Raw genomic sequence first — 18,259 nt, 5'->3', positions numbered from 1 at the left:
GCCATTGACCGCGCGCTGTTGCCGGGGTGCCTAGAGAGTGCCGACAGATTTTAGGCCAGCACCGCCACCGCTTTGATTTGCGCCCAGAGTTGCTGTCCGGGATGCACGCCTAATTGATCCCGGGAATAGCGGGTGATCCGCGCCAACAGCGGTGTGCCGGCCGCGTTCAGGCGGATCAATACGTGTGCGGCGTTATCAGCACCGATTTCATTGATCACCGTGACCGGCAGGCGATTGAGAATGCTGCTTTGCTCAACGCCTTGCAGGCTCAGGCTCACATCCCGCGCCTGGACCTTGCAGCGCAGTGCCTGGCCTTCAGCCATCGGCGAATGCGCGACCCGAATGCTCAGGTCGGTGTTAGGCAGTTGCAAGGTCAACAACTGGTAGTCAGCGTCATAGGCGCTGACGTGCCCTTCGATAACCACACCGGCGTCATCGCCCAGCGCCAGCGGAAGATCGAGCCGAGCCAGGGTTTCGCCGATGGCGCCGCTGGCCAAAGCCTTGCCGTTGCTGAGCAGGACGAGGTGGTCGGCGAGCCGCGCGACTTCATCCTGAGAATGGCTGACGTACAGCACGGGGATGTCCAGCTCATCGTGCAGCCGCTGCAGGTAAGGCAGGATTTCGTTTTTACGCTGGCTATCGAGCGCCGCCAGCGGTTCGTCCATCAGCAACAGTTTCGGGCTGGTGAGCAGGGCGCGAGCAATGCCGATCCGCTGGCGTTCGCCGCCCGAAAGATTTTGCGGATCACGGCCCAGCAAATGGCCAATCCCCAGTAACTCAGTGGCATGCGCCATGTCGACTCGGCGCTGTTGGCGGGGAATACGTCTGAGGCCGAACTCAAGATTGGCCCGCACCGACAAATGCGGGAACAGGCTGGCTTCCTGGAAGACGTAACCCAAGGCGCGTTTATGCGGTGGGACAAAAATCCGTTTGTCGCTGTCTTGCCAGATTTCATCGTTGACCTGAATAAAACCCTGCTCGGCCTGTTCCAGACCGGCGATGCAACGCAGGCATGTGGTTTTGCCCGAGCCGGAATGGCCGTAGAGCGCGGTCACTCCACGGCCGGGCAGTTGCAGATCGATATCCAGGGCGAATCCCGAATAGTTCAGTTTCAAGCGCGTATGAATCATCGATCAGCTCCAGGCCGCTTTGGTTTTACGGCTGGAGTAGAGCGCCAGCAATACCACAAAGGAGAACACCAGCATCACCCCGGCCAGCCAATGAGCCTGGGCGTATTCCATGGCTTCGACGTGATCGTAGATCTGCACCGAGACCACGCGGGTCTTGTCGGGAATGTTGCCGCCAATCATCAGCACCACCCCGAACTCGCCGACGGTGTGGGCGAAACCGAGAATAGCCGCCGTGATGAAACCGGGGCGGGCCAGCGGCACAATCACGCTGAAGAACGTGTCCCAGGGATTGGCGCGCAAGGTGGCAGCCACTTCCAATGGGCGAGTGCCGATGGCGGAAAAAGCATTTTGCAGCGGTTGTACCACAAACGGCATCGAGTACAGCACCGAGCCAATCACCAGCCCCGCAAAACTGAAGGTCAAGGTGCCAAGTCCCAACGATTGGGTGAACTGACCGATCCAGCCGTTCGGGCCGAGCGCCAGCAACAAGTAAAAACCAATAACCGTGGGCGGCAGCACCAGGGGCAGGGCGACGATCGCCCCGATCGGGCCGCGCAACCAGGACTGGGTACGCGACAGCCACAACGCAATCGGAGTGCCGATGACCAACAGGATCACGGTCGTCAGGGACGCCAGTTTGAGGGTCAGCCAGATGGCGGAATAATCGGCACTCGATAGCGTCATTTAGAGTTGGTAACCGTAGGATTTGATAACAGCGGCGGCTTTCGGACCTTTGAGGTAGTCAACCAGCGCCTTGGCGGCCGGGTTGTCCTTGCCCTTGTTGAGGATCACCGCGTCTTGTTTGATCGGGTCGTGCATGTCGGCCGGAACGATCCAGGCCGAACCGCTGGTGACTTTGCCGTCTTTGTAGATCTGCGACAAGGCCACAAAACCGAGTTCGGCATTGCCGGTGGAGACGAATTGGTAGGCCTGGGTGATGTTCTGGCCTTCGACGATCTTGCCTTTGACCTTGTCGGTCAGGCTCTGCTTGGCCAGCACTTGGGTGGCGGCCAGGCCATATGGGGCAGCTTTCGGGTTGGCGATGGACAGATGCTGATATTGATTGTCGCTCAGCACTTTGCCCGTGGCGTCGACGTAACCGTCCTTGGCCGACCACAGCGCCAGGGTGCCGATGGCGTAGGTGAAGCGCGAGCCTTTGACCGTGTCGCCTTCAGTTTCGAGCTTTTTCGGAGTGGTGTCGTCTGCCGAGAGGAATACTTCGAACGGCGCGCCGTTCTTGATTTGGGTGTAGAACTGGCCGGTTGCACCAAAGGATGTGACCAATTTGTGCCCGGTGTCTTTCTCGAAATCGGCCGCGATGGCCAGGATCGGCGCGGTGAAGTTGGCGGCAACAGCGACCTGGACTTCATCCGCCTGGGCGGACCCGAAAGCGAACACGGTGAACAGGCACGCGGGGGCAATACGTGAGGCACGAATGATCATGAAACGGCTCCGTGGCAGGCGAGATGAAACGCTATATAGTGGAATATATAGCGAATCGCCTGTAAACGGAATGAATGAGATGCACACATTGAATCATGCGCGCTCCTGTAGCAGCTTCCGCAGGCTGCTACAGGGACCTTTCCTACTGACGGACCAACTTCGCTAGTCCTTCCTCGGCCAAACGCCGGGTCAGCTCTGCCGAAGTCATTTCAACGCCCAACGTGAACGCCTGCCCGGCCCAAAGGCTGCTGAAATCCGCTTCCCCTTTGGCCCGCAATGGCATCAACGCACCGCCGGCCAGGGGGAAGGCTGGCGCTTTGGCGCACATCGGCCCCAGTTCACGCATCACCCGATTGAGAATCCCGCGTGCCGGGCGCCCGGTGAAAATGTTGGTGACCGCCGTTTCACTTTCCTTGGCCGTGCGCAATGCCTTGCGATGAGAAGCGCTGACCTTGGCCTCCGGCGTGAACAAATAAGCCGTTCCCACCTGAACCGCCGAGGCGCCCAGCAGAAATGCCGCCGCAACGCCCCGCGCATCGCCAATCCCGCCCGCCGCAATCACCGGCACGTTCACTGCGTCGACGATTTGTGGCACCAGGGCAAAGGTCCCCACCTGGCTGCTCAAGTCATCACTGAGGAACATCCCCCGGTGGCCGCCAGCCTCGTAACCCATGGCGATAATCGCATCGCAGCCATGCTGCTCCAGCCAGACGGCTTCTTCGACTGTCGTTGCCGAGGAAAGCACTTTCGCCCCGGTGGCTTTTACCCGATCCAGCAGCGACTTTTCCGGCAGGCCGAAGTGAAAACTCACCACTTCAGGACGAAACTCTTCGAGCACTTCGCAGGCTGCATTATCGAACGGTGCACGATTGGACACCGGCGTCGGTGCGTCGAAATCGACCCCCAATTCCCGGTAGTACGGTTCCAGCAGATTCTTCCAGTCTCGGGCGCGTTGCTCATCGGGCGCAGGAGGCTGATGGCAGAAGAAATTGACGTTGAACGGGCGTTGGGTGTGTTGGCGAATCGTCTTCAGCTCCTCGCGCAACTGCTCGATGCTCAGCATTGCGGCGGGCATCGAGCCCAGGCCGCCAGTGTTGCTCACCGCAATCACCATGGCCGACGTCGTCGCGCCAGCCAGCGGGGCCTGGATGATCGGCAGTTCGATCCCGAGCAGGTCAAGAATGCGGGTGTCTGGCCATTGACTCATGTGCGGTGTTCTCCGACGTCGGTAGAAGCGAATTTGTATCAGTAATGACTGACACAAGGCCAGCCGAGTTTGAGGATTGGCTTAAAGTCGGCTACGGCGATGTGTTTTCATGTGTTATTTCAACAGCACGACAACTGAGCGATTCCATCGGGAGGCAGTGATGTTCAAAGGCATTTTGATCGACAAGGACGACAGCGGTTACCGGGCCACCCTGCAAGAGATCAATGACGATCAATTGCCTGAAGGCGATGTGACCGTGCGTGTGGCGTACAGCACGCTGAACTTCAAGGATGGCCTGGCGATTACCGGCGCCAGCCCGGTGGTGCGCAAATTCCCGATGGTGCCGGGGATCGATCTGGCCGGCACTGTCGAAGTCAGCAGTCATCCGGACTACAAGGTTGGCGATCAAGTCCTGCTCAATGGTTGGGGTGCGGGCGAAGGACACTGGGGCGGACTGGCGCAGAAAGCTCGCCTGAATGGCGACTGGCTGATCCCGTTGCCCGAAGCATTCACCGCCGCGCAAGCGATGGCTATCGGGACGGCCGGCTACACGGCGATGCTGAGCATCCTGGCGCTGGAACACAACGGTGTGAATCCCGAGCAAGGCGAAGTGCTGGTGACAGGCGCCAACGGTGGCGTAGGCAGTTTCGCCATCGCGTTGCTGAGCAAGCTCGGCTATCGCGTGGTGGCCTCCACCGGCCGCACCTCTGAACACGAGTACCTCAAGCAATTGGGTGCCTGTGAAATCATCGATCGCGCCATATTGTCCGAGCCGGGCAAACCGCTGGCCAAAGAGCGCTGGGCGGCGGTGATCGATTCGGTCGGCAGTCACACGCTAGCCAACGCTTGCGCCAGCACCCGAGCCAACGGCACCGTCGCTGCCTGCGGTCTGGCCCAAGGCATGGACTTCCCGGCCTCCGTTGCACCGTTCATTTTGCGTGGTGTGACCTTGGCCGGCATCAACAGCGTGACCCAACCCAAAGCCAAGCGGATACTGGCCTGGAATCGCCTGGCCAAGGATCTGGATTTCGCCTTGCTGCCGCTGATCAGTCACGAAATCGGCTTGAGTGAAGCCATCGATGCCGCACCGCGCTTGCTCGCGGGCCAGTTGCGCGGTCGGGTGGTGGATGTGAATCGCTGATTAGCGGGTCTCGCGTTCCAGCAACTGACGCTTGCGTTCCACGCCCCAGCGATAGCCCGACAGATTGCCGTCGCTGCGCACCACACGATGGCAAGGGATCGCCACCGCGAGGCTGTTCGCGCCACAGGCCTGGGCCACGGCGCGCATGGCTTTCGGTGCGCCGATGCGCTGAGCGATATCGGCATAACTGGCGGTGCTGCCGGCGGGAATCTCCCGCAAGGCTTGCCACACCCGCTCCTGAAACGCCGTGCCGCGTACATCCAGCGGCAAGTCCAGGCCGAGGGCCGGGGCTTCGATAAAACCCACCACTTTGGCGATCAACTGTTCGAACTCATGATCGGCGCCAATCAGGTTGGCGCGCCGAAACTTGTCCTGCAGATCACAGACCAATTGATGCGGGTCGTCCCCCAGCAGAATCGCGCAGACGCCGCGCTCACTTTGCGCCACCAGAATCGCCCCGAGGGAACACTGGCCGACGGCAAAACGAATGTCGTTATTCTGCCCGGCCGCGCGGTAGTCGCCGGGCTTCATGCCCAGCAGTTGATCCGCCGCCTCGTAGAAACGGCTGTTGGAGTTGAAGCCGGCGTCATACACCGCGTCGGTGACCGTTCTGCCGTCCGCCAGGCGTTCGCGAACCTTGCGCGAGCGGTGGGCCGTCGCGTAGCCCTTGGGCGTCAGGCCGGTGACGGCTTTGAATACGCGATGGAAGTGGAAGCTGCTCAGGCCGGCTGCGTCCGCCAGTTCATTCAGCGCCGGCAAGGTCTCGGCGGATTCGATGTGACGGCATGCGGCGGCTACGGTCGTGGCATGCTGTGCGGCGACGTCGCTTTGATCTTTAGCGGCCCGTTTGCTGGGACGATACCCTGCCGCCTGAGCTTGCTCGGCCGTGTCAAAAAACTCGACATTCTGCGGCTTCGGCAAGCGCGCCAGACTGCTGGGACGGCAGTAGATGCCGGTGGTTTTCACCGCATATACAAACTGCCCGTCGGCGCGGGGATCGCGCGCGACCACAGCGGCCCAGCGAGGATCGTTTTCGGTGGCGATGTTTTTCGAATGAGTTGTCATGGCTTCATGTCCGTTGACCCGTTTCATGCAGATTAACTAGCCGGCAGGGGCGCCACACTCCGGGTCTTGCGGTCGAATTCGACGGCTTCATCCAGCAGTACGAAAGGTGAAGTTGATCCGTTGTTCGCCCAACTGAGAGTGATAACCCTCCTTGATCGGCAATATGCCGTGATAACGCAAACGATCCACGCCGCCCCAGACCACGATATCGCCATGCAATAACGGCACCCGCTGGCTTTTGGCGCTGCGTTCGAAGCCGCCGAACAGAAATGTCGCCGGCAACCCCAAGGACACCGACACGATGGGGGCGGTGTGGGAACCTTCGTTTTTGTCCTGATGCAACGACATTCTGGCACCGGGAATATAGCGGTTGATCAGGCAGGAATCAGGCACGAAATCGATAAACCCTGCCTCTCGCGCCGCCGCTTGTGCGAGTTCGAAAAACACCTCGGGCATTTCAGGCCAGGGCAGGCCGGTCTGCGGATCGTTGCGGGTGTACTTGTAGCCGCTACGGTCAGTCGTCCAGCCCCAGGTGCCGCAACTGCTCAGGGCCACCGACATGGTAAAGCCGCCGGGTGTGACCATCTGCCGAAAAGGGGCTGCTGCCAGAACCGCATCCAGCGTCGGCAGCAACCGCTCGAGCCAAGGCAGGGCGAAGCCTCTAAGAACGCAGGATTGTTCGCCGATTTGCTCGCGCCTGGGTTGCTGCTCGGGTTCAGCGTCGGCAAACAGATCGAGGGTGATCGGGCTCATGGGGTCATAGCGCATCGTGAAAGATGATTCCAAGGGTATGCCGTTTTCCACTGTGCAGGCGACTCACGCCGTGACGCAGGGTCACTCGGTAATAGCCACGAACGCCTTTTACCGGGCGTTGATTCACGGCAAAAATCAGCGCGTCGCCTTTCTTCAGACCGATGACTTGCGGGCGCGACTGCATCCGTGGACGTTGTTCGGTCAGCACAAACTCACCGCCGGTAAAATCCTCACCCGGTTCTGACAGAAGAATCGCCACTTGCAGCGGAAAGACGTGTTCGCCGTACAGATCCTGGTGCAAACAGTTGTAATCCTGCGGGCCGTATTGCAGCAACAAAGGTGTCGGGCGTTCCTGACCGGCGGCATGACAGCGTTGCAAAAACGCTTCGTGCGATTCGGGGAAACGGGTCGGCAGGCCCATGGATTCGTACCAGCGATTGGCAATGGGAACCAGTCGAGGGTAAAGCGCGCTACGCAACGAGGCCACCGGATCCGGCAGCGGGTATCGGAAGTATTTGTACTCGCCACGGCCAAAACCGTGGCGAGCCATCACCACTTTCGAGCGAAAGGGTTCGGGCCGCTCGTACAGGGCGCTTATTTCATCGCAGGTCTCAGGGCTTAACAGCGAGCTGATAACTGCGCAGCCATCCTGATCGAGTCGCTGCTCAAGCCGGCCCCAGTCGAGGGAATCGTTGCGAATCGGGTCGGTAAACAAGGGTTCTGACTCCTTGACCAAAAGGTCGAGGCGGCCAGTTTAATGTGTGTTTGGGGAGTGGACACTCCGGCGCTTGCGGTCGAATTCGAAAGGGGAGCAGACGTCCATGTTGTCGCTCCAGATCGCTCCAGATCGCTTTACAGCGCTTTGCTCACGCTGATCTCGCTGATGACATCTTCAGTCTGGCCATGAATAACGTCCAGTGCAGCCCTGGCTTCTTCTTCGGTGCCGTTTTCAAGCTGGGCGAATTCGAAGCGGCGCTCGCCGTTGAGTTTGTATTTGATGACGTACTTGGTCGTCTGAGCCACGGTCATACCTGCCTGTTTTGGTGTGGGCTCAGCTCAGTTTCGAGCTAGAGCGGCGGATGATTTTGATCGAGTGCGTCAGGGTCGGTTTGCGAGTCACGCTGATCGGCCGGCGATTGACCGTGTCGATGGTGATGTTCCAGAAGCCAGTGCTTGGCGCAGTGATCCGGGCCGGGAAGGTGTCGAATGCGCCGCCGTGGTAAGTATGACGGCCGCCATTCTTGAAGCTGCGGAAGTTGGCGTCGTTCATCAAGCGGATGTTGCACATTTGCGAGCACTGGATGACGACGATGTCGTCTTCGTTGAGGTGCTCGCGCTGGTGGATAAATTTCATGAGGCGCCTCCAGAAGGGCTTTTTCTACAAAATCAAAACGATAGCATGGGCGATTGGCGCAGTTTATCAGCCCGAACAGGTTATTATCCGGCTGTCGGGGTCCGCTTTGACAATTAAAAACAGTTATTCGGAATTCTATGAGCGATAAAAGCAGTGAGTCTCGGAGAAAAACAGTATTTGTGCTGTCGGAGGGTCTTTATCGGAGGTTTTGTATGAAGTGGGGGGTTCTGGTCGTGCCGTTGGCATTGACAGTGAGTGGATGTGCAAATGTCTCGGACATCAATGAATCACTGCCCACCATGAGCGTGATTTCAGGCAAGAAGCCCCATGAATACGCGCAGTGTCTGGTCGAGAAATTGGCCGCTAGCCGTGGAGCCTTGCAAGTCGAGCCGCACAAAGAAGGCGTGCGGGTTATCGTGCCGCAGAAGCTCTCATCGGGGCCGGCAGCGGTGTTTGACATCGAAGACCGCTCCGGCGGCAGCAGCATCAAGCTGCATGAACGCATCTCCAATGTGCCCTTGCGCCCATGGGATGTACGCAACGCCGCCACCGCGTGCATATCCGGCTGATAAACTACCCCCAGTCAGCATTGATGCCGTCAAAGTCGCGCTTTGACGGCATTGTCATTTCTGGAGTCGAGCATGAAGCGAGAGCAGGTGCGGGAGCGCCATGCAGAGGGTCATATCTCTGCCACCCACGTGATTCAGAACCCGGCGAATCCGGGGGAGTGGATCGTGTTTTTCAAGAAAAGCGCCGGGCGCAGTTTTTTCCTGGTGGATGACAACGATGAAGTCGAGTCCTTCAGTCGCCTCGATGATTTGATCGAGACTGTGCGCGGGCTCGGGATCAAATTCGCCGAAATTCATATGTAGCTACTTGCAGACCACCACCACGCTGCGATTTTTGTAGTTGCCGACGTCGACGCCCAGGGTCTTGTCGCTTTCCTGGGGCGACGGTGTGCCATCGGTACCGACAATCCGATAGCCGGTTCCGGCGCAAGAGGCATCGGCTTTTTCGTAGCAGGTGGCCCAGGAATTGGCCTCGCCGGAGCAATCGATGGTCAGCCCCTGTTCACCATTGTCCAGGTAGGTTTTTTCAGCCGAGGCACAGCCCGCCAAGGCCAGAACTGCAAACAGCGCCAGTATCGTTTTCATGAAATCAGTCATCGGGAGGGGAAGGGCTGGCGCGAGGGTATAGCGAATGGCCATTTCGGTACAGATAAACCCATCACCGAGTCCCCGTTCAATGCTCGAACGGCATTTGCCGGGGCCGGTCCTGGTCATTTCTTGCGGCGGGGGCTCCGAGCTGGCGCTGCTTCACGGGGTGCGGCCGGGGCAGAGCGGTCGTCCTGGAACACCGCAGCCACTTCCACCGCCATCGCCTTGCTGGGCAATGGGCCGGCGACCTGTTCGCCGTGGTAATTGACTATCCACCACTGACCGTCCTCGTCCTGGCTGACCGAATAACCGTTTGCGTTTTGTGCTGCCGACATATAACTGCCTCGTTGGCGGGATCAAGGCGGCCATGATACGTCAAATGCACGCAAACGGCGCTCATGGGCGTAGAGTGGGACCGCTCGATCCGTCGATCCGTCGAACCGGAAGGCGATTGAACTATTCGCCGGTTTATTTCTCTATGATGGCATCGGTTAGCCAGTGCGGGGCATTGTAAGGTGCGCGCCGCCTGATTAGACTGCGCCGAAACTCGTACACACAGCCCTTTCAAGGACTTATATGATCAAGAAATGCTTGTTCCCAGCAGCCGGTTACGGTACTCGCTTCCTGCCAGCGACTAAAGCCATGCCCAAAGAAATGCTGCCGGTGGTAAACAAGCCACTGATCCAGTACGGCGTCGAAGAAGCACTGGACGCCGGGTTGACCGAAATCTCGATCGTTACCGGTCGTGGCAAGCGCGCCCTGGAAGACCACTTCGACATCAGCTACGAGCTGGAAAACCAGATCAAGGGCACCGACAAGGAAAAATACCTGGTCGGTATCCGTAAACTGCTCGACGAGTGCTCGTTCTCCTACACTCGCCAGACCGAAATGAAAGGCTTGGGCCACGCAATTCTGACGGGCCGCCCGTTGATCGGTGACGAACCGTTCGCCGTGGTACTGGCGGATGACTTGTGCGTCAACCTCGAAGGTGACGGCGTACTGACCCAGATGGTCAAGCTGTACAAGCAGTTCCGCTGCTCGATCGTGGCCATCCAGGAAGTCGACCCGCAAGAAACCAACAAGTACGGCGTGATTGCCGGCGAGATGATTCGCGACGACATCTATCGCGTTCACAGCATGGTCGAGAAGCCAAAGCCTGAAGATGCGCCGTCGAACCTGGCAATCATCGGCCGTTACATCCTGACTCCGGACATCTTCGACCTGATCGAACAGACCGAGCCAGGCAAGGGCGGCGAAATCCAGATCACCGACGCCCTGATGAAGCAGGCCCAAAACGGCTGCGTCATGGCCTACAAGTTCAAAGGCAAGCGTTTCGACTGCGGTGGCGCCGAAGGCTACATCGACGCGACCAACTTCTGCTTCGAGAACTTCTACAAGACTGGCAAGGCTTACTGATAGCGCCTGAGCTGCTTGTACTGAAAAGCCACCTTCGGGTGGCTTTTTCATTTTCTGGCCCCAAATAGTCTGCAGCGCTTGCCCAAAGACCGTCCGCAGGTATGCTGGTCACCTGCCAAGGAGATTGAAATGGCCTACGATTTTGACCTGTATGTAATTGGCGCCGGTTCCGGCGGTGTGCGCGCTGCGCGATTTGCGGCTGGTTTTGGTGCGAAAGTCGCCGTGGCCGAGAGCCGCTACTTGGGCGGTACGTGTGTGAATGTCGGCTGCGTGCCGAAAAAATTGCTGGTCTACGGCGCGCACTTCGCTGAAGACTTCGAGCAGTCGCAAGGTTTTGGCTGGACCCCGGGTGAGGCAGAGTTCGACTGGGCGACGCTGATTGCCAACAAGGATCGCGAGATCAATCGCCTGAACGGCATCTATCGCAATCTGCTGGTCAACAGCGGCGTGACCTTGCATGAAGGCCACGCGAAAATCGTCGATCCGCATACCATCGAGTTCGATGGCAAACGCTACACCGCCAAAAACATTCTGATCGCTACCGGTGGCTGGCCACAGATTCCGGAGATTCCGGGGCACGAGCACGCGATCAGTTCCAATCAGGCGTTCTTCCTTAAAGAGTTGCCGAAGCGCGTTCTGGTGGTCGGTGGTGGTTACATCGCGGTGGAGTTTGCCGGGATTTTCCACGGATTGGGTGCCGAGACCACGCTGCTGTATCGCGGTGATCTGTTCCTGCGCGGCTTCGACGGTGCGGTGCGCAAGCATTTGCAGGAAGAGCTGACCAAGCGCGGCATGAACCTGCAGTTCAATGCCGACATCGAGCGCATCGATAAACAAGCCGATGGCAGCCTGAAAGCCACGCTCAAGGATGGTCGCGTACTGGAGGCGGACTGCGTGTTCTACGCCACCGGCCGGCGTCCGATGCTCGATAACCTGGGGTTGGAAAACACCGGCGTCAACCTCGACAAGAAAGGTTTTGTCGAGGTTGATGAGCAGTATCAAACCGCAGAGCCATCGATCCTGGCGCTTGGCGATGTAATCGGTCGGGTGCAGCTCACGCCGGTCGCGCTGGCCGAAGGCATGGCCGTGGCGCGACGTTTGTTCAAGCCCGAGCAATATCGCCCGGTGGATTACAAGATGATCCCGACCGCGGTGTTCAGCTTGCCGAATATTGGCACTGTCGGCCTGACCGAAGAAGAGGCGCGAGAGGCCGGACACGATGTGGTGATCTTCGAAAGCCGTTTCCGGCCGATGAAGCTGACTCTGACCGAATGCCAGGAGCGCACGTTGATGAAGCTGGTGGTGGACGCCAAGACCGACAAAGTCTTGGGGTGCCACATGGTCGGCCCGGAGGCCGGCGAGATCGTGCAAGGATTGGCGATTGCCCTGAAGGCGGGCGCGACCAAGCGCGATTTCGACGAAACCATCGGCGTACATCCGACGGCCGCCGAAGAGTTCGTCACCATGCGTACGCCGGTTGCGGGTTAATCGTCTTTTCGCGGCGCTGATGCGTCTGGCTCTGTCGCAACGACGGCGGCCAGACGCACGCTTTCATCCAGGCTGGCCTGCAGCTTGATCAGTTCAACTTCCAGCGCTTTGTTGATGTGCAACTGCTCTTCGTTGGCCTGCTTGAGTGATTGGCTTTCCAATAAGGCAATGCGCAAGCGTTCCTGGAGGAGGGTGCGTTCGCTGTCGATACGGTTGATCTGTTCCAGCAGCTGATCCTGTCGGCTGTTGGTGTGCTTGAGTTGCTCTTGCAGCGTGCTCAACTCCCGCAGCGTTCCACGGTTTTCCGTCAGTAAGCGCTCGTTGTCGCGATGCAGTTGGGTGATTTCATCCTGGCGAACCAGTGCGCTTTGCTGCGCCTGACGCAACTCCATTTGAATCTGTTGCACCTGACCTTCGTGGCGGCGCTGTTCCTGCTCGCGTTGGTCTTTGACGGCGTTGCGGTAGTGTTCCAGCGCTTCGCGGGCGTGCAGGTGCTTTTCTTCCAGTGAGCGGATCTGCTCGTCCTTGTCCTGCAAGCGTAATTCGAAATCTGCCAGCGCCTGGTTCAGTCCAGCATTGCGTGTTTGCTCGGTTTGCAGCGTGGAGCGGGTGTCGTGCAGTTCTGCTGATTCCTGGGTCAGCGCCAGGCTTTGAATTTCGTATTGCTGCTGCAATTCGGTATTGGCCTCGCGGGCCTCATGCAGCTGCGTTTCCAAGTCTTTTCGTTGTTGCTCGAACTGTGCGCGTGCCTGGTCGATGGGCTCTTGCGCCTGTTCTTTCAGGCGTTGCGCCAGGCGTGATACCAAGCTTGTCAGCTCATCATCGATAGGTTCGGAAGGTGCTTGCTCGGGTTCGGCGCCGTCATCGAGCTCCTTCATATAGCGATGGATTGTAGTTTTTGAACCGGTATTGCCCATTTCTATCCGCACCGCGTCGATGCTCGGATGTTCGCCCCGGGCGAGGATTGCCAAGCGTGCCGCCTGCACCAGTGCCTTGTTTACGCCGCCACGTGCCATGTGTTCTCCTACGATTTGATACTGTGGTACGTACCACCAATTTGCGCACTGTACCATGATGCGAACAAAGTTAAAATTCTATGTTTAATCATGCGGGATATACTGGTATTACCCCGTGTGATGAGCTGTAATCCGGGTTTCACCCGCCAGAGCGGTACGTTTTTGAGAAGTGAGCCCATGACCGAGCTGGATCGTTACCTGCAAGCCGCCACGCGCGACAACACCCGTCGCAGCTATCGCGCGGCCATCGAGCATTTCGAAGTCAGTTGGGGCGGGTTCCTGCCGGCGACCGGCGATAGCGTGGCGCGCTATCTCGTGGCTCATGCGGGCGTGCTCTCGATCAACACCTTGAAGTTGCGCTTGTCCGCGTTGGCGCAGTGGCACAACAGTCAGGGTTTCGCCGATCCCACCAAGGCGCCCGTGGTGCGCAAAGTGTTCAAGGGCATTCGTGCGCTGCACCCGGCCCAGGAAAAACAGGCCGAGCCGTTGCAGCTTCAGCATCTGGAGCAAGTCGTTGCCTGGCTGGAGCAAGAAGCGCAAACCGCCAAGGCGCAGGGCGATCAACCGGGATTGCTGCGGGCCAGGCGCGACATGGCGTTGATCCTGCTGGGCTTCTGGCGCGGTTTCCGTAGTGATGAGTTGTGCCGCGTGCAGATTGAACATGTGCAGGCCCACGCCGGCTCAGGCATCACCCTCTACCTGCCTCGCAGCAAGAGCGACCGAGAAAACCTCGGCCAGACGTACCAAACGCCGGCCTTGCAGCGCTTGTGTCCGGTGCAGGCCTATATCCAATGGATCACTGACGCCGCATTGGTCCGCGGGCCAGTGTTCCGGGGTATCGACCGCTGGGGCCATTTGAGCGAGGAGGGCTTGCACGCCAATAGCGTGATCCCGTTGTTGCGCCAGGCTCTGGAGCGTGCGGGCATTTCGGCCGAGCACTACACCAGTCACTCCTTGCGTCGTGGCTTTGCCACTTGGGCCCATCAGAGCGGTTGGGATTTGAAGTCGTTGATGAGTTACGTGGGCTGGAAGGATATGAAGTCCGCCATGCGCTATGTTGAAGCCAGCCCGTTTATCGGGATGACTCGAATCGCTGAAAAGCCGTTGACGCCGTAGATCACGTTTTCTTCTATTAATACTGTCGGCTAATAGCGAAAACCAATCAGCAGCATCAGGTTTGCCAATGAGCCAACCGGCGATCGGGTGGGTAGGATTCACTCCATCAACTTCTTAACCCCTGACGGAGAGTCATCGATGCCTATCATTAACAGCCAAGTTAAACCGTTCAAAGCTGACGCCTTTAAAAATGGCGACTTCGTAAAAGTGTCGGACGCTGACCTGAAAGGCAAGTGGTCTGTCGTGTTCTTCTACCCAGCCGACTTCACCTTCGTTTGCCCGACCGAACTGGAAGACCTGGCTGACAACTACGCTGAGTTCGAGAAACTGGGCGTTGAGATCTACAGCGTTTCCACCGATACCCACTTTGCCCATGCTGCCTGGCACAACACTTCGCCAGCCATCGGCAAAATCCAGTACACGATGATCGGCGACCCGACTCATGTCATCTCCCGCAACTTCGACGTGCTGATCGAGGAAGCTGGTCTGGCTGACCGTGGCACCTTCGTGATCAACCCTGAAGGCCAGATCAAAATCGTTGAACTCAACGATGGCGGTGTAGGTCGTGACGCTTCCGAGCTGCTGCGCAAAATCAAGGCGGCTCAGTACGTTGCTGCTCACCCAGGCCAGGTTTGCCCAGCCAAGTGGAAAGAAGGCGAGGCTACTCTGGCTCCGTCCCTGGACCTGGTCGGCAAGATCTAAGTCTGTGACGCGCTTCATCAGGGCGGAACTCCGCACCTTCTAAGTAAGCTGCACCGCCCTTAAAAAACGCCCGGGCGAGATTCGCTCGGGCGTTTTTTTTCGACTTCTTTTTATCAAATACATGGAAATCGCCCGTATGTTGGACGCCAATCTTAAAGCCCAGTTGAAATCGTACCTGGAACGGGTCACCCAGCCGATCGAGATCGTTGCCTCCCTCGACGACGGTGCGAAATCCCAGGAAATGCTCGCATTACTCAAAGACGTTGCCAGTCTTTCCACCCAGATTACGTTGCTCGACAACGGTGATGATGCACGCAAACCATCGTTCTCGATCAATCGCCCAGGGGCCGATATCAGCCTTCGTTTTGCCGGTATCCCGATGGGCCACGAATTCACTTCGTTGGTGCTGGCCCTGCTGCAAGTTGGCGGCCACCCCTCGAAAGCCAGTATCGAAGTGATCGAACAAATCCGCTCGCTCAAAGGCGAGTTCAACTTCGAGACTTACTTCTCGCTGTCCTGCCAGAACTGCCCGGACGTGGTCCAGGCGCTGAACCTGATGGCTGTGCTGAACCCGTGCATCCGTCACGTCGCCATCGACGGCGCGCTGTTTCAGGCTGAAGTCGACGAGCGCCAGATCATGGCCGTCCCAAGCATTTACCTGAACGGTGTGAGCTTCGGCCAGGGCCGCATGGGCCTGGAAGAGATCCTCGCCAAGATCGATACCAGTGGCATCGAGCGTCAGGCCGAGAAAATCAGCGCCAAAGAAGCCTTCGATGTGCTGGTCGTCGGCGGTGGCCCGGCCGGTGCTTCGGCGGCGATCTACGCTGCTCGTAAAGGCATTCGCACCGGTGTGGCGGCGGAACGTTTTGGTGGTCAGGTGCTCGATACCATGGCCATCGAGAACTTCATCTCAGTGCAGGAAACCGAAGGGCCGAAACTGGCCGTGGCGCTGGAAGAACACGTCAAGCAGTACGACGTGGACATCATGAACCTGCAACGCGCCGACAAGCTGGTGCCGGGCAAAAATGGCGAACTGCACGAAATCCATTTCGCCAGCGGCGCGTTCTTGAAAGCCAGGACCGTGATTTTGGCGACCGGTGCCCGGTGGCGTGAAATGAACGTTCCGGGTGAGCAGCAATATCGCAACAAAGGCGTGGCGTACTGCCCGCACTGTGACGGTCCGCTGTTCAAAGGCAAACGTGTGGCGGTGATTGGTGGCGGTAACTCCGGCGTTGAAGCGGCCATCGACCTGGCCGGTATCGTGTCCCATGTAACCCTGCTGGAGTTCGACGTACAACTGCGCGCCGATGCGGTGTTGCAGCGCAAGTTGCACAGCCTGCCGAACGTCACCGTGATCACCAGTGCGCAAACCACTGAAGTGACTGGCGACGGCCAAAAGGTCAATGGGCTGCGCTACAAGGATCGCCAGTCGGACGAGTTGCGCACGGTCGAGCTGGAAGGGATTTTCGTGCAGATCGGTCTGTTGCCTAACACCGATTGGCTCAAAGGCACCATCGAGCTGTCGCCGCGCGGCGAGATCATTGTCGATGCTCGCGGTGAAACGTCGATGCCCGGCGTGTTCGCGGCCGGTGACGTGACCACCGTGCCGTACAAGCAAATCGTGATTGCGGTGGGCGAGGGCGCCAAGGCTTCCCTGAGCGCATTCGATCACTTGATCCGCACCTCGGCGCCGGCATAAACGCCGATGCTGAAAACACAAAAACCCATGAGCGATCATGGGGTTTTTTGTGTCTGATCGTTCCCACGCAGAGCGTGGGAACGATCAGTTCTGCGGTGGGGCTTACATCGGTGCGGGCTGAATGATTTCGACCCAGTAACCATCCGGGTCCTTGATGAAGGCCAGGCTCTTCATGCGACCGTCGTTCAGGCGTTTCTGGAAATCGCAGCCCAGCGATTCGAAGCGCTCGCATGCGGCACGAATGTCCGGCACCGAAATGCAGATATGGCCGAAGCCGCGTGGGTCTGTGTTGCCATTATGATAAGCGAAATCCGCGTCGTTCTCGGTGCCGTGGTTGTGGGTCAGTTCGAGAATGCCGGGGATCGATTTCATCCACTCGGTGCGAGCAGCGGCATCGGCAGGGATCTGGTTTTTATCGACCAGCGCCAGGAAATACAGGCTGAACTCGGCTTCCGGGAAATCACGTTTTTCCACCAACGAAAAACCCAGGACGCGGGTGTAGAAGTCCAGCGACTGAGTGATGTTCTTGACCCGCAACATGGTGTGGTTGAAGACGAATTTCTGGGTGGCGGTGTCGGGTTGGGCGGTCACACCGGGAAAGGTGTTGAGTTCGTGCAGGCTCATGGGCCCTCCGGAAAACAAGCTAAGAATGCTCACAATGATACGCAACGGCTCTGGCATCGCCAAACCAAAACCGCAGGCTTGCCTGACAGCCGGGTGAGGCTCAGACTTTGCCCCTCAATCTGTGAGTGTTCAACGCAATGATCCGATCCTGTCAATTGATGTTCGTCCTGATGTGTTTGCTTTCAGGTGTTACCAGTGCTCATGCAGAGGCTCCGGTCATCACCTGGCCAAATGGATGGACCGTCGAAGCTGTCCCGCAAGACGAGGCCAAACCACAGGTTTCCCGGCAACGCGCAGTAAAAAACGCCCAGGATGGTACACCGGTGATGGTCATGGAATTGACCATGACTCAAGTGGAAAGCGGTCACCAGGTGAATCTGGAAGGTGTGTTGCTGGAAATGCGCAAATCGGTGCAGAAGGACTTTTTTCAGGGTGGGTATCAGAGCGTCTGCAGCAAAATTCACCCGACGACCTTGAGCCGGCTATCGGCGCTGGAAACTACCTGCACGATTACGCAGAACGGTCGACATGTGCTGTCTCAAACATTGGTCGCTGCAGTGGATGCCGATAAGGCCTATGTTCTTTCCTATGCGGGGCAGGCAGAGGTTTATAAGGCAAGTCAGGATGACATAGAGGCTGCTCGAAACAGCTTGAAACTTTAGTTTATGGTTTGCGGCGATCCCTGTAGGAGCGAGGCTTGCCCGCGAAGCTTTACGTGTTCGGCATTTTTTAGATAGCCAAAGGGATTAAGCCTAAAGTTGATCGACATGTAACGAGTTGATCGACGACCTTCGTTGCATTTAGATGCTGTCCATAAAAAAGGTTCTTCACGGAATCCCGGGAAACACAGAAACAAGAACGCCGATTTGATTGATGATGTTCGTGCGAGCAAACACATCTAACAAACCGGCGTTCTTATGCGCGATATTAATACTTTCCTTCCTTTTT

General features: G+C 58.1%; 22 protein-coding genes. 9 read left to right on the top strand and 13 right to left on the bottom strand.

Going from position 1 to position 18,259, the window contains the following annotated elements; translation table 11 throughout:
- Window positions 1-50: 50 nt before the first annotated feature.
- The 4 genes from modC to CKW20_RS15380 all read right to left on the bottom strand — a co-directional run bounded on the left by modC (window position 51) and on the right by CKW20_RS15380 (window position 3,780).
- Window positions 51-1,130, bottom strand: coding sequence for a molybdenum ABC transporter ATP-binding protein (modC, locus tag CKW20_RS15395; RefSeq protein WP_095053680.1), 1,080 nt, complete (start codon window positions 1,128-1,130; stop codon window positions 51-53).
- 3 nt (window positions 1,131-1,133) lie between these two features.
- The gene (gene modB, locus CKW20_RS15390) at window positions 1,134-1,814 is read right to left on the bottom strand and encodes a molybdate ABC transporter permease subunit (RefSeq protein WP_095053679.1); all 681 of its coding nucleotides are present in this window, start codon (window positions 1,812-1,814) and stop codon (window positions 1,134-1,136) included.
- Entirely contained in the window at window positions 1,815-2,573 is a 759-nt protein-coding gene (modA, locus tag CKW20_RS15385; protein WP_095053678.1) for a molybdate ABC transporter substrate-binding protein, read from the bottom strand. It lies immediately after the preceding gene.
- Window positions 2,574-2,715: 142 nt separating this feature from the next.
- Window positions 2,716-3,780 (bottom strand): nitronate monooxygenase family protein, encoded by a 1,065-nt coding sequence (locus CKW20_RS15380; protein ID WP_095053677.1) that lies wholly within the window; start codon window positions 3,778-3,780, stop codon window positions 2,716-2,718.
- Window positions 3,781-3,940: 160 nt separating this feature from the next.
- Between CKW20_RS15380 and CKW20_RS15375 the strand changes: the two genes are divergently transcribed.
- Window positions 3,941-4,921 (top strand): MDR family oxidoreductase, encoded by a 981-nt coding sequence (locus CKW20_RS15375; RefSeq protein WP_095053676.1) that lies wholly within the window; start codon window positions 3,941-3,943, stop codon window positions 4,919-4,921.
- Here the strand turns inward: CKW20_RS15375 and ada are convergent, their stop codons facing one another.
- From ada to CKW20_RS15350, 5 genes are all read right to left on the bottom strand, one after another.
- A complete protein-coding gene (gene ada, locus CKW20_RS15370; protein WP_095053889.1) occupies window positions 4,922-5,986 on the bottom strand; it encodes a bifunctional DNA-binding transcriptional regulator/O6-methylguanine-DNA methyltransferase Ada in 1,065 nt (354 codons plus the stop codon).
- 87 nt (window positions 5,987-6,073) lie between these two features.
- Window positions 6,074-6,754: a DNA oxidative demethylase AlkB gene (gene alkB / locus CKW20_RS15365; RefSeq protein ID WP_095053675.1), complete on the bottom strand. Its 681-nt coding sequence runs from the start codon at window positions 6,752-6,754 to the stop codon at window positions 6,074-6,076.
- Entirely contained in the window at window positions 6,744-7,454 is a 711-nt protein-coding gene (locus tag CKW20_RS15360) for a 2OG-Fe(II) oxygenase (RefSeq protein WP_095053674.1), read from the bottom strand. The genes alkB and CKW20_RS15360 overlap by 11 nt, the downstream gene beginning before the upstream one ends.
- Window positions 7,455-7,591: 137 nt before the next feature.
- Window positions 7,592-7,762, bottom strand: coding sequence for a hypothetical protein (locus CKW20_RS29595; RefSeq protein ID WP_176466905.1), 171 nt, complete (start codon window positions 7,760-7,762; stop codon window positions 7,592-7,594).
- Between the two features lie 28 nt (window positions 7,763-7,790).
- Window positions 7,791-8,093, bottom strand: a complete 303-nt coding sequence (locus tag CKW20_RS15350) for a DUF1883 domain-containing protein (protein ID WP_007900033.1) — start codon at window positions 8,091-8,093, stop codon at window positions 7,791-7,793.
- Window positions 8,094-8,305: 212 nt separating this feature from the next.
- Here CKW20_RS15350 and CKW20_RS15345 point away from each other — a divergent pair, with 212 nt between their 5' ends.
- Entirely contained in the window at window positions 8,306-8,662 is a 357-nt protein-coding gene (locus tag CKW20_RS15345; RefSeq protein ID WP_095053672.1) for a hypothetical protein, read from the top strand.
- A gap of 72 nt (window positions 8,663-8,734) precedes the next feature.
- The gene (locus CKW20_RS15340; RefSeq protein WP_007935641.1) at window positions 8,735-8,965 is read left to right on the top strand and encodes a hypothetical protein; all 231 of its coding nucleotides are present in this window, start codon (window positions 8,735-8,737) and stop codon (window positions 8,963-8,965) included.
- Here the strand turns inward: CKW20_RS15340 and CKW20_RS15335 are convergent, their stop codons facing one another.
- A complete protein-coding gene (locus CKW20_RS15335) occupies window positions 8,966-9,247 on the bottom strand; it encodes a hypothetical protein (RefSeq protein ID WP_095053888.1) in 282 nt (93 codons plus the stop codon).
- A gap of 125 nt (window positions 9,248-9,372) precedes the next feature.
- Window positions 9,373-9,585 (bottom strand): hypothetical protein, encoded by a 213-nt coding sequence (locus CKW20_RS15330; protein ID WP_050683079.1) that lies wholly within the window; start codon window positions 9,583-9,585, stop codon window positions 9,373-9,375.
- Window positions 9,586-9,826: 241 nt separating this feature from the next.
- Between CKW20_RS15330 and galU the strand changes: the two genes are divergently transcribed.
- On the top strand, window positions 9,827-10,666 hold the full coding sequence (gene galU / locus CKW20_RS15325; protein ID WP_003182953.1) for a UTP--glucose-1-phosphate uridylyltransferase GalU: 840 nt from the start codon (window positions 9,827-9,829) through the stop codon (window positions 10,664-10,666).
- A 129-nt stretch (window positions 10,667-10,795) separates the two neighbouring features.
- The gene (gorA, locus tag CKW20_RS15320) at window positions 10,796-12,154 is read left to right on the top strand and encodes a glutathione-disulfide reductase (RefSeq protein WP_095053671.1); all 1,359 of its coding nucleotides are present in this window, start codon (window positions 10,796-10,798) and stop codon (window positions 12,152-12,154) included.
- On the opposite strand, the gene CKW20_RS15315 is transcribed toward gorA, so the two are convergent.
- Window positions 12,151-13,170 (bottom strand): DNA-binding protein, encoded by a 1,020-nt coding sequence (locus CKW20_RS15315; RefSeq protein WP_095053670.1) that lies wholly within the window; start codon window positions 13,168-13,170, stop codon window positions 12,151-12,153. The genes gorA and CKW20_RS15315 overlap by 4 nt on opposite strands.
- Before the next feature lie 177 nt (window positions 13,171-13,347).
- Between CKW20_RS15315 and CKW20_RS15310 the strand changes: the two genes are divergently transcribed.
- The 3 genes from CKW20_RS15310 (at window position 13,348) to ahpF (ending at window position 16,687) form a co-directional block, all read left to right on the top strand.
- On the top strand, window positions 13,348-14,286 hold the full coding sequence (locus tag CKW20_RS15310) for a site-specific integrase (protein WP_095053669.1): 939 nt from the start codon (window positions 13,348-13,350) through the stop codon (window positions 14,284-14,286).
- Between the two features lie 138 nt (window positions 14,287-14,424).
- A complete protein-coding gene (ahpC, locus tag CKW20_RS15305) occupies window positions 14,425-14,988 on the top strand; it encodes an alkyl hydroperoxide reductase subunit C (protein ID WP_030131433.1) in 564 nt (187 codons plus the stop codon).
- A 136-nt stretch (window positions 14,989-15,124) separates the two neighbouring features.
- On the top strand, window positions 15,125-16,687 hold the full coding sequence (gene ahpF, locus CKW20_RS15300) for an alkyl hydroperoxide reductase subunit F (protein WP_095053668.1): 1,563 nt from the start codon (window positions 15,125-15,127) through the stop codon (window positions 16,685-16,687).
- A gap of 102 nt (window positions 16,688-16,789) precedes the next feature.
- Here the strand turns inward: ahpF and gloA are convergent, their stop codons facing one another.
- Window positions 16,790-17,311, bottom strand: coding sequence for a lactoylglutathione lyase (gloA, locus tag CKW20_RS15295; protein ID WP_095053667.1), 522 nt, complete (start codon window positions 17,309-17,311; stop codon window positions 16,790-16,792).
- 137 nt (window positions 17,312-17,448) lie between these two features.
- On the opposite strand from gloA, the gene CKW20_RS15290 reads away from it, so the two are divergent.
- Window positions 17,449-17,973, top strand: a complete 525-nt coding sequence (locus CKW20_RS15290) for a DUF4946 domain-containing protein (protein ID WP_095053666.1) — start codon at window positions 17,449-17,451, stop codon at window positions 17,971-17,973.
- Window positions 17,974-18,259: the final 286 nt, after the last annotated feature.

Source organism: Pseudomonas sp. Irchel s3b2 (genome assembly GCF_900187445.1).
Taxonomy (GTDB): Bacteria; Pseudomonadota; Gammaproteobacteria; order Pseudomonadales; family Pseudomonadaceae; genus Aquipseudomonas.
The sequence above is the reverse complement of the archived record's forward strand: the minus strand, read 5'-3'. Positions and strand labels throughout refer to the sequence as shown.

Excerpts from the sequence above, each read along its gene's own strand:
- CKW20_RS15375 (WP_095053676.1), top strand. The coding sequence starts at position 3,941 with ATGTTCAAAGGCATTTTGATCGACAAGGACGACAGCGGTTACCGGGCC.
- ada (WP_095053889.1), bottom strand. The coding sequence starts at position 5,986 with ATGACAACTCATTCGAAAAACATCGCCACCGAAAACGATCCTCGCTGG.
- gorA (WP_095053671.1), top strand. The coding sequence starts at position 10,796 with ATGGCCTACGATTTTGACCTGTATGTAATTGGCGCCGGTTCCGGCGGT.
- galU (WP_003182953.1), top strand. The coding sequence starts at position 9,827 with ATGATCAAGAAATGCTTGTTCCCAGCAGCCGGTTACGGTACTCGCTTC.
- CKW20_RS15315 (WP_095053670.1), bottom strand. The coding sequence starts at position 13,170 with ATGGCACGTGGCGGCGTAAACAAGGCACTGGTGCAGGCGGCACGCTTG.
- modB (WP_095053679.1), bottom strand. The coding sequence starts at position 1,814 with ATGACGCTATCGAGTGCCGATTATTCCGCCATCTGGCTGACCCTCAAA.
- CKW20_RS15345 (WP_095053672.1), top strand. The coding sequence starts at position 8,306 with ATGAAGTGGGGGGTTCTGGTCGTGCCGTTGGCATTGACAGTGAGTGGA.
- CKW20_RS15380 (WP_095053677.1), bottom strand. The coding sequence starts at position 3,780 with ATGAGTCAATGGCCAGACACCCGCATTCTTGACCTGCTCGGGATCGAA.
- alkB (WP_095053675.1), bottom strand. The coding sequence starts at position 6,754 with ATGCGCTATGACCCCATGAGCCCGATCACCCTCGATCTGTTTGCCGAC.
- CKW20_RS15290 (WP_095053666.1), top strand. The coding sequence starts at position 17,449 with ATGATCCGATCCTGTCAATTGATGTTCGTCCTGATGTGTTTGCTTTCA.
- CKW20_RS15335 (WP_095053888.1), bottom strand. The coding sequence starts at position 9,247 with ATGAAAACGATACTGGCGCTGTTTGCAGTTCTGGCCTTGGCGGGCTGT.
- CKW20_RS15340 (WP_007935641.1), top strand. The coding sequence starts at position 8,735 with ATGAAGCGAGAGCAGGTGCGGGAGCGCCATGCAGAGGGTCATATCTCT.
- CKW20_RS15350 (WP_007900033.1), bottom strand. The coding sequence starts at position 8,093 with ATGAAATTTATCCACCAGCGCGAGCACCTCAACGAAGACGACATCGTC.
- CKW20_RS15330 (WP_050683079.1), bottom strand. The coding sequence starts at position 9,585 with ATGTCGGCAGCACAAAACGCAAACGGTTATTCGGTCAGCCAGGACGAG.
- gloA (WP_095053667.1), bottom strand. The coding sequence starts at position 17,311 with ATGAGCCTGCACGAACTCAACACCTTTCCCGGTGTGACCGCCCAACCC.
- CKW20_RS15310 (WP_095053669.1), top strand. The coding sequence starts at position 13,348 with ATGACCGAGCTGGATCGTTACCTGCAAGCCGCCACGCGCGACAACACC.
- modC (WP_095053680.1), bottom strand. The coding sequence starts at position 1,130 with ATGATTCATACGCGCTTGAAACTGAACTATTCGGGATTCGCCCTGGAT.
- ahpC (WP_030131433.1), top strand. The coding sequence starts at position 14,425 with ATGCCTATCATTAACAGCCAAGTTAAACCGTTCAAAGCTGACGCCTTT.
- ahpF (WP_095053668.1), top strand. The coding sequence starts at position 15,125 with ATGTTGGACGCCAATCTTAAAGCCCAGTTGAAATCGTACCTGGAACGG.
- modA (WP_095053678.1), bottom strand. The coding sequence starts at position 2,573 with ATGATCATTCGTGCCTCACGTATTGCCCCCGCGTGCCTGTTCACCGTG.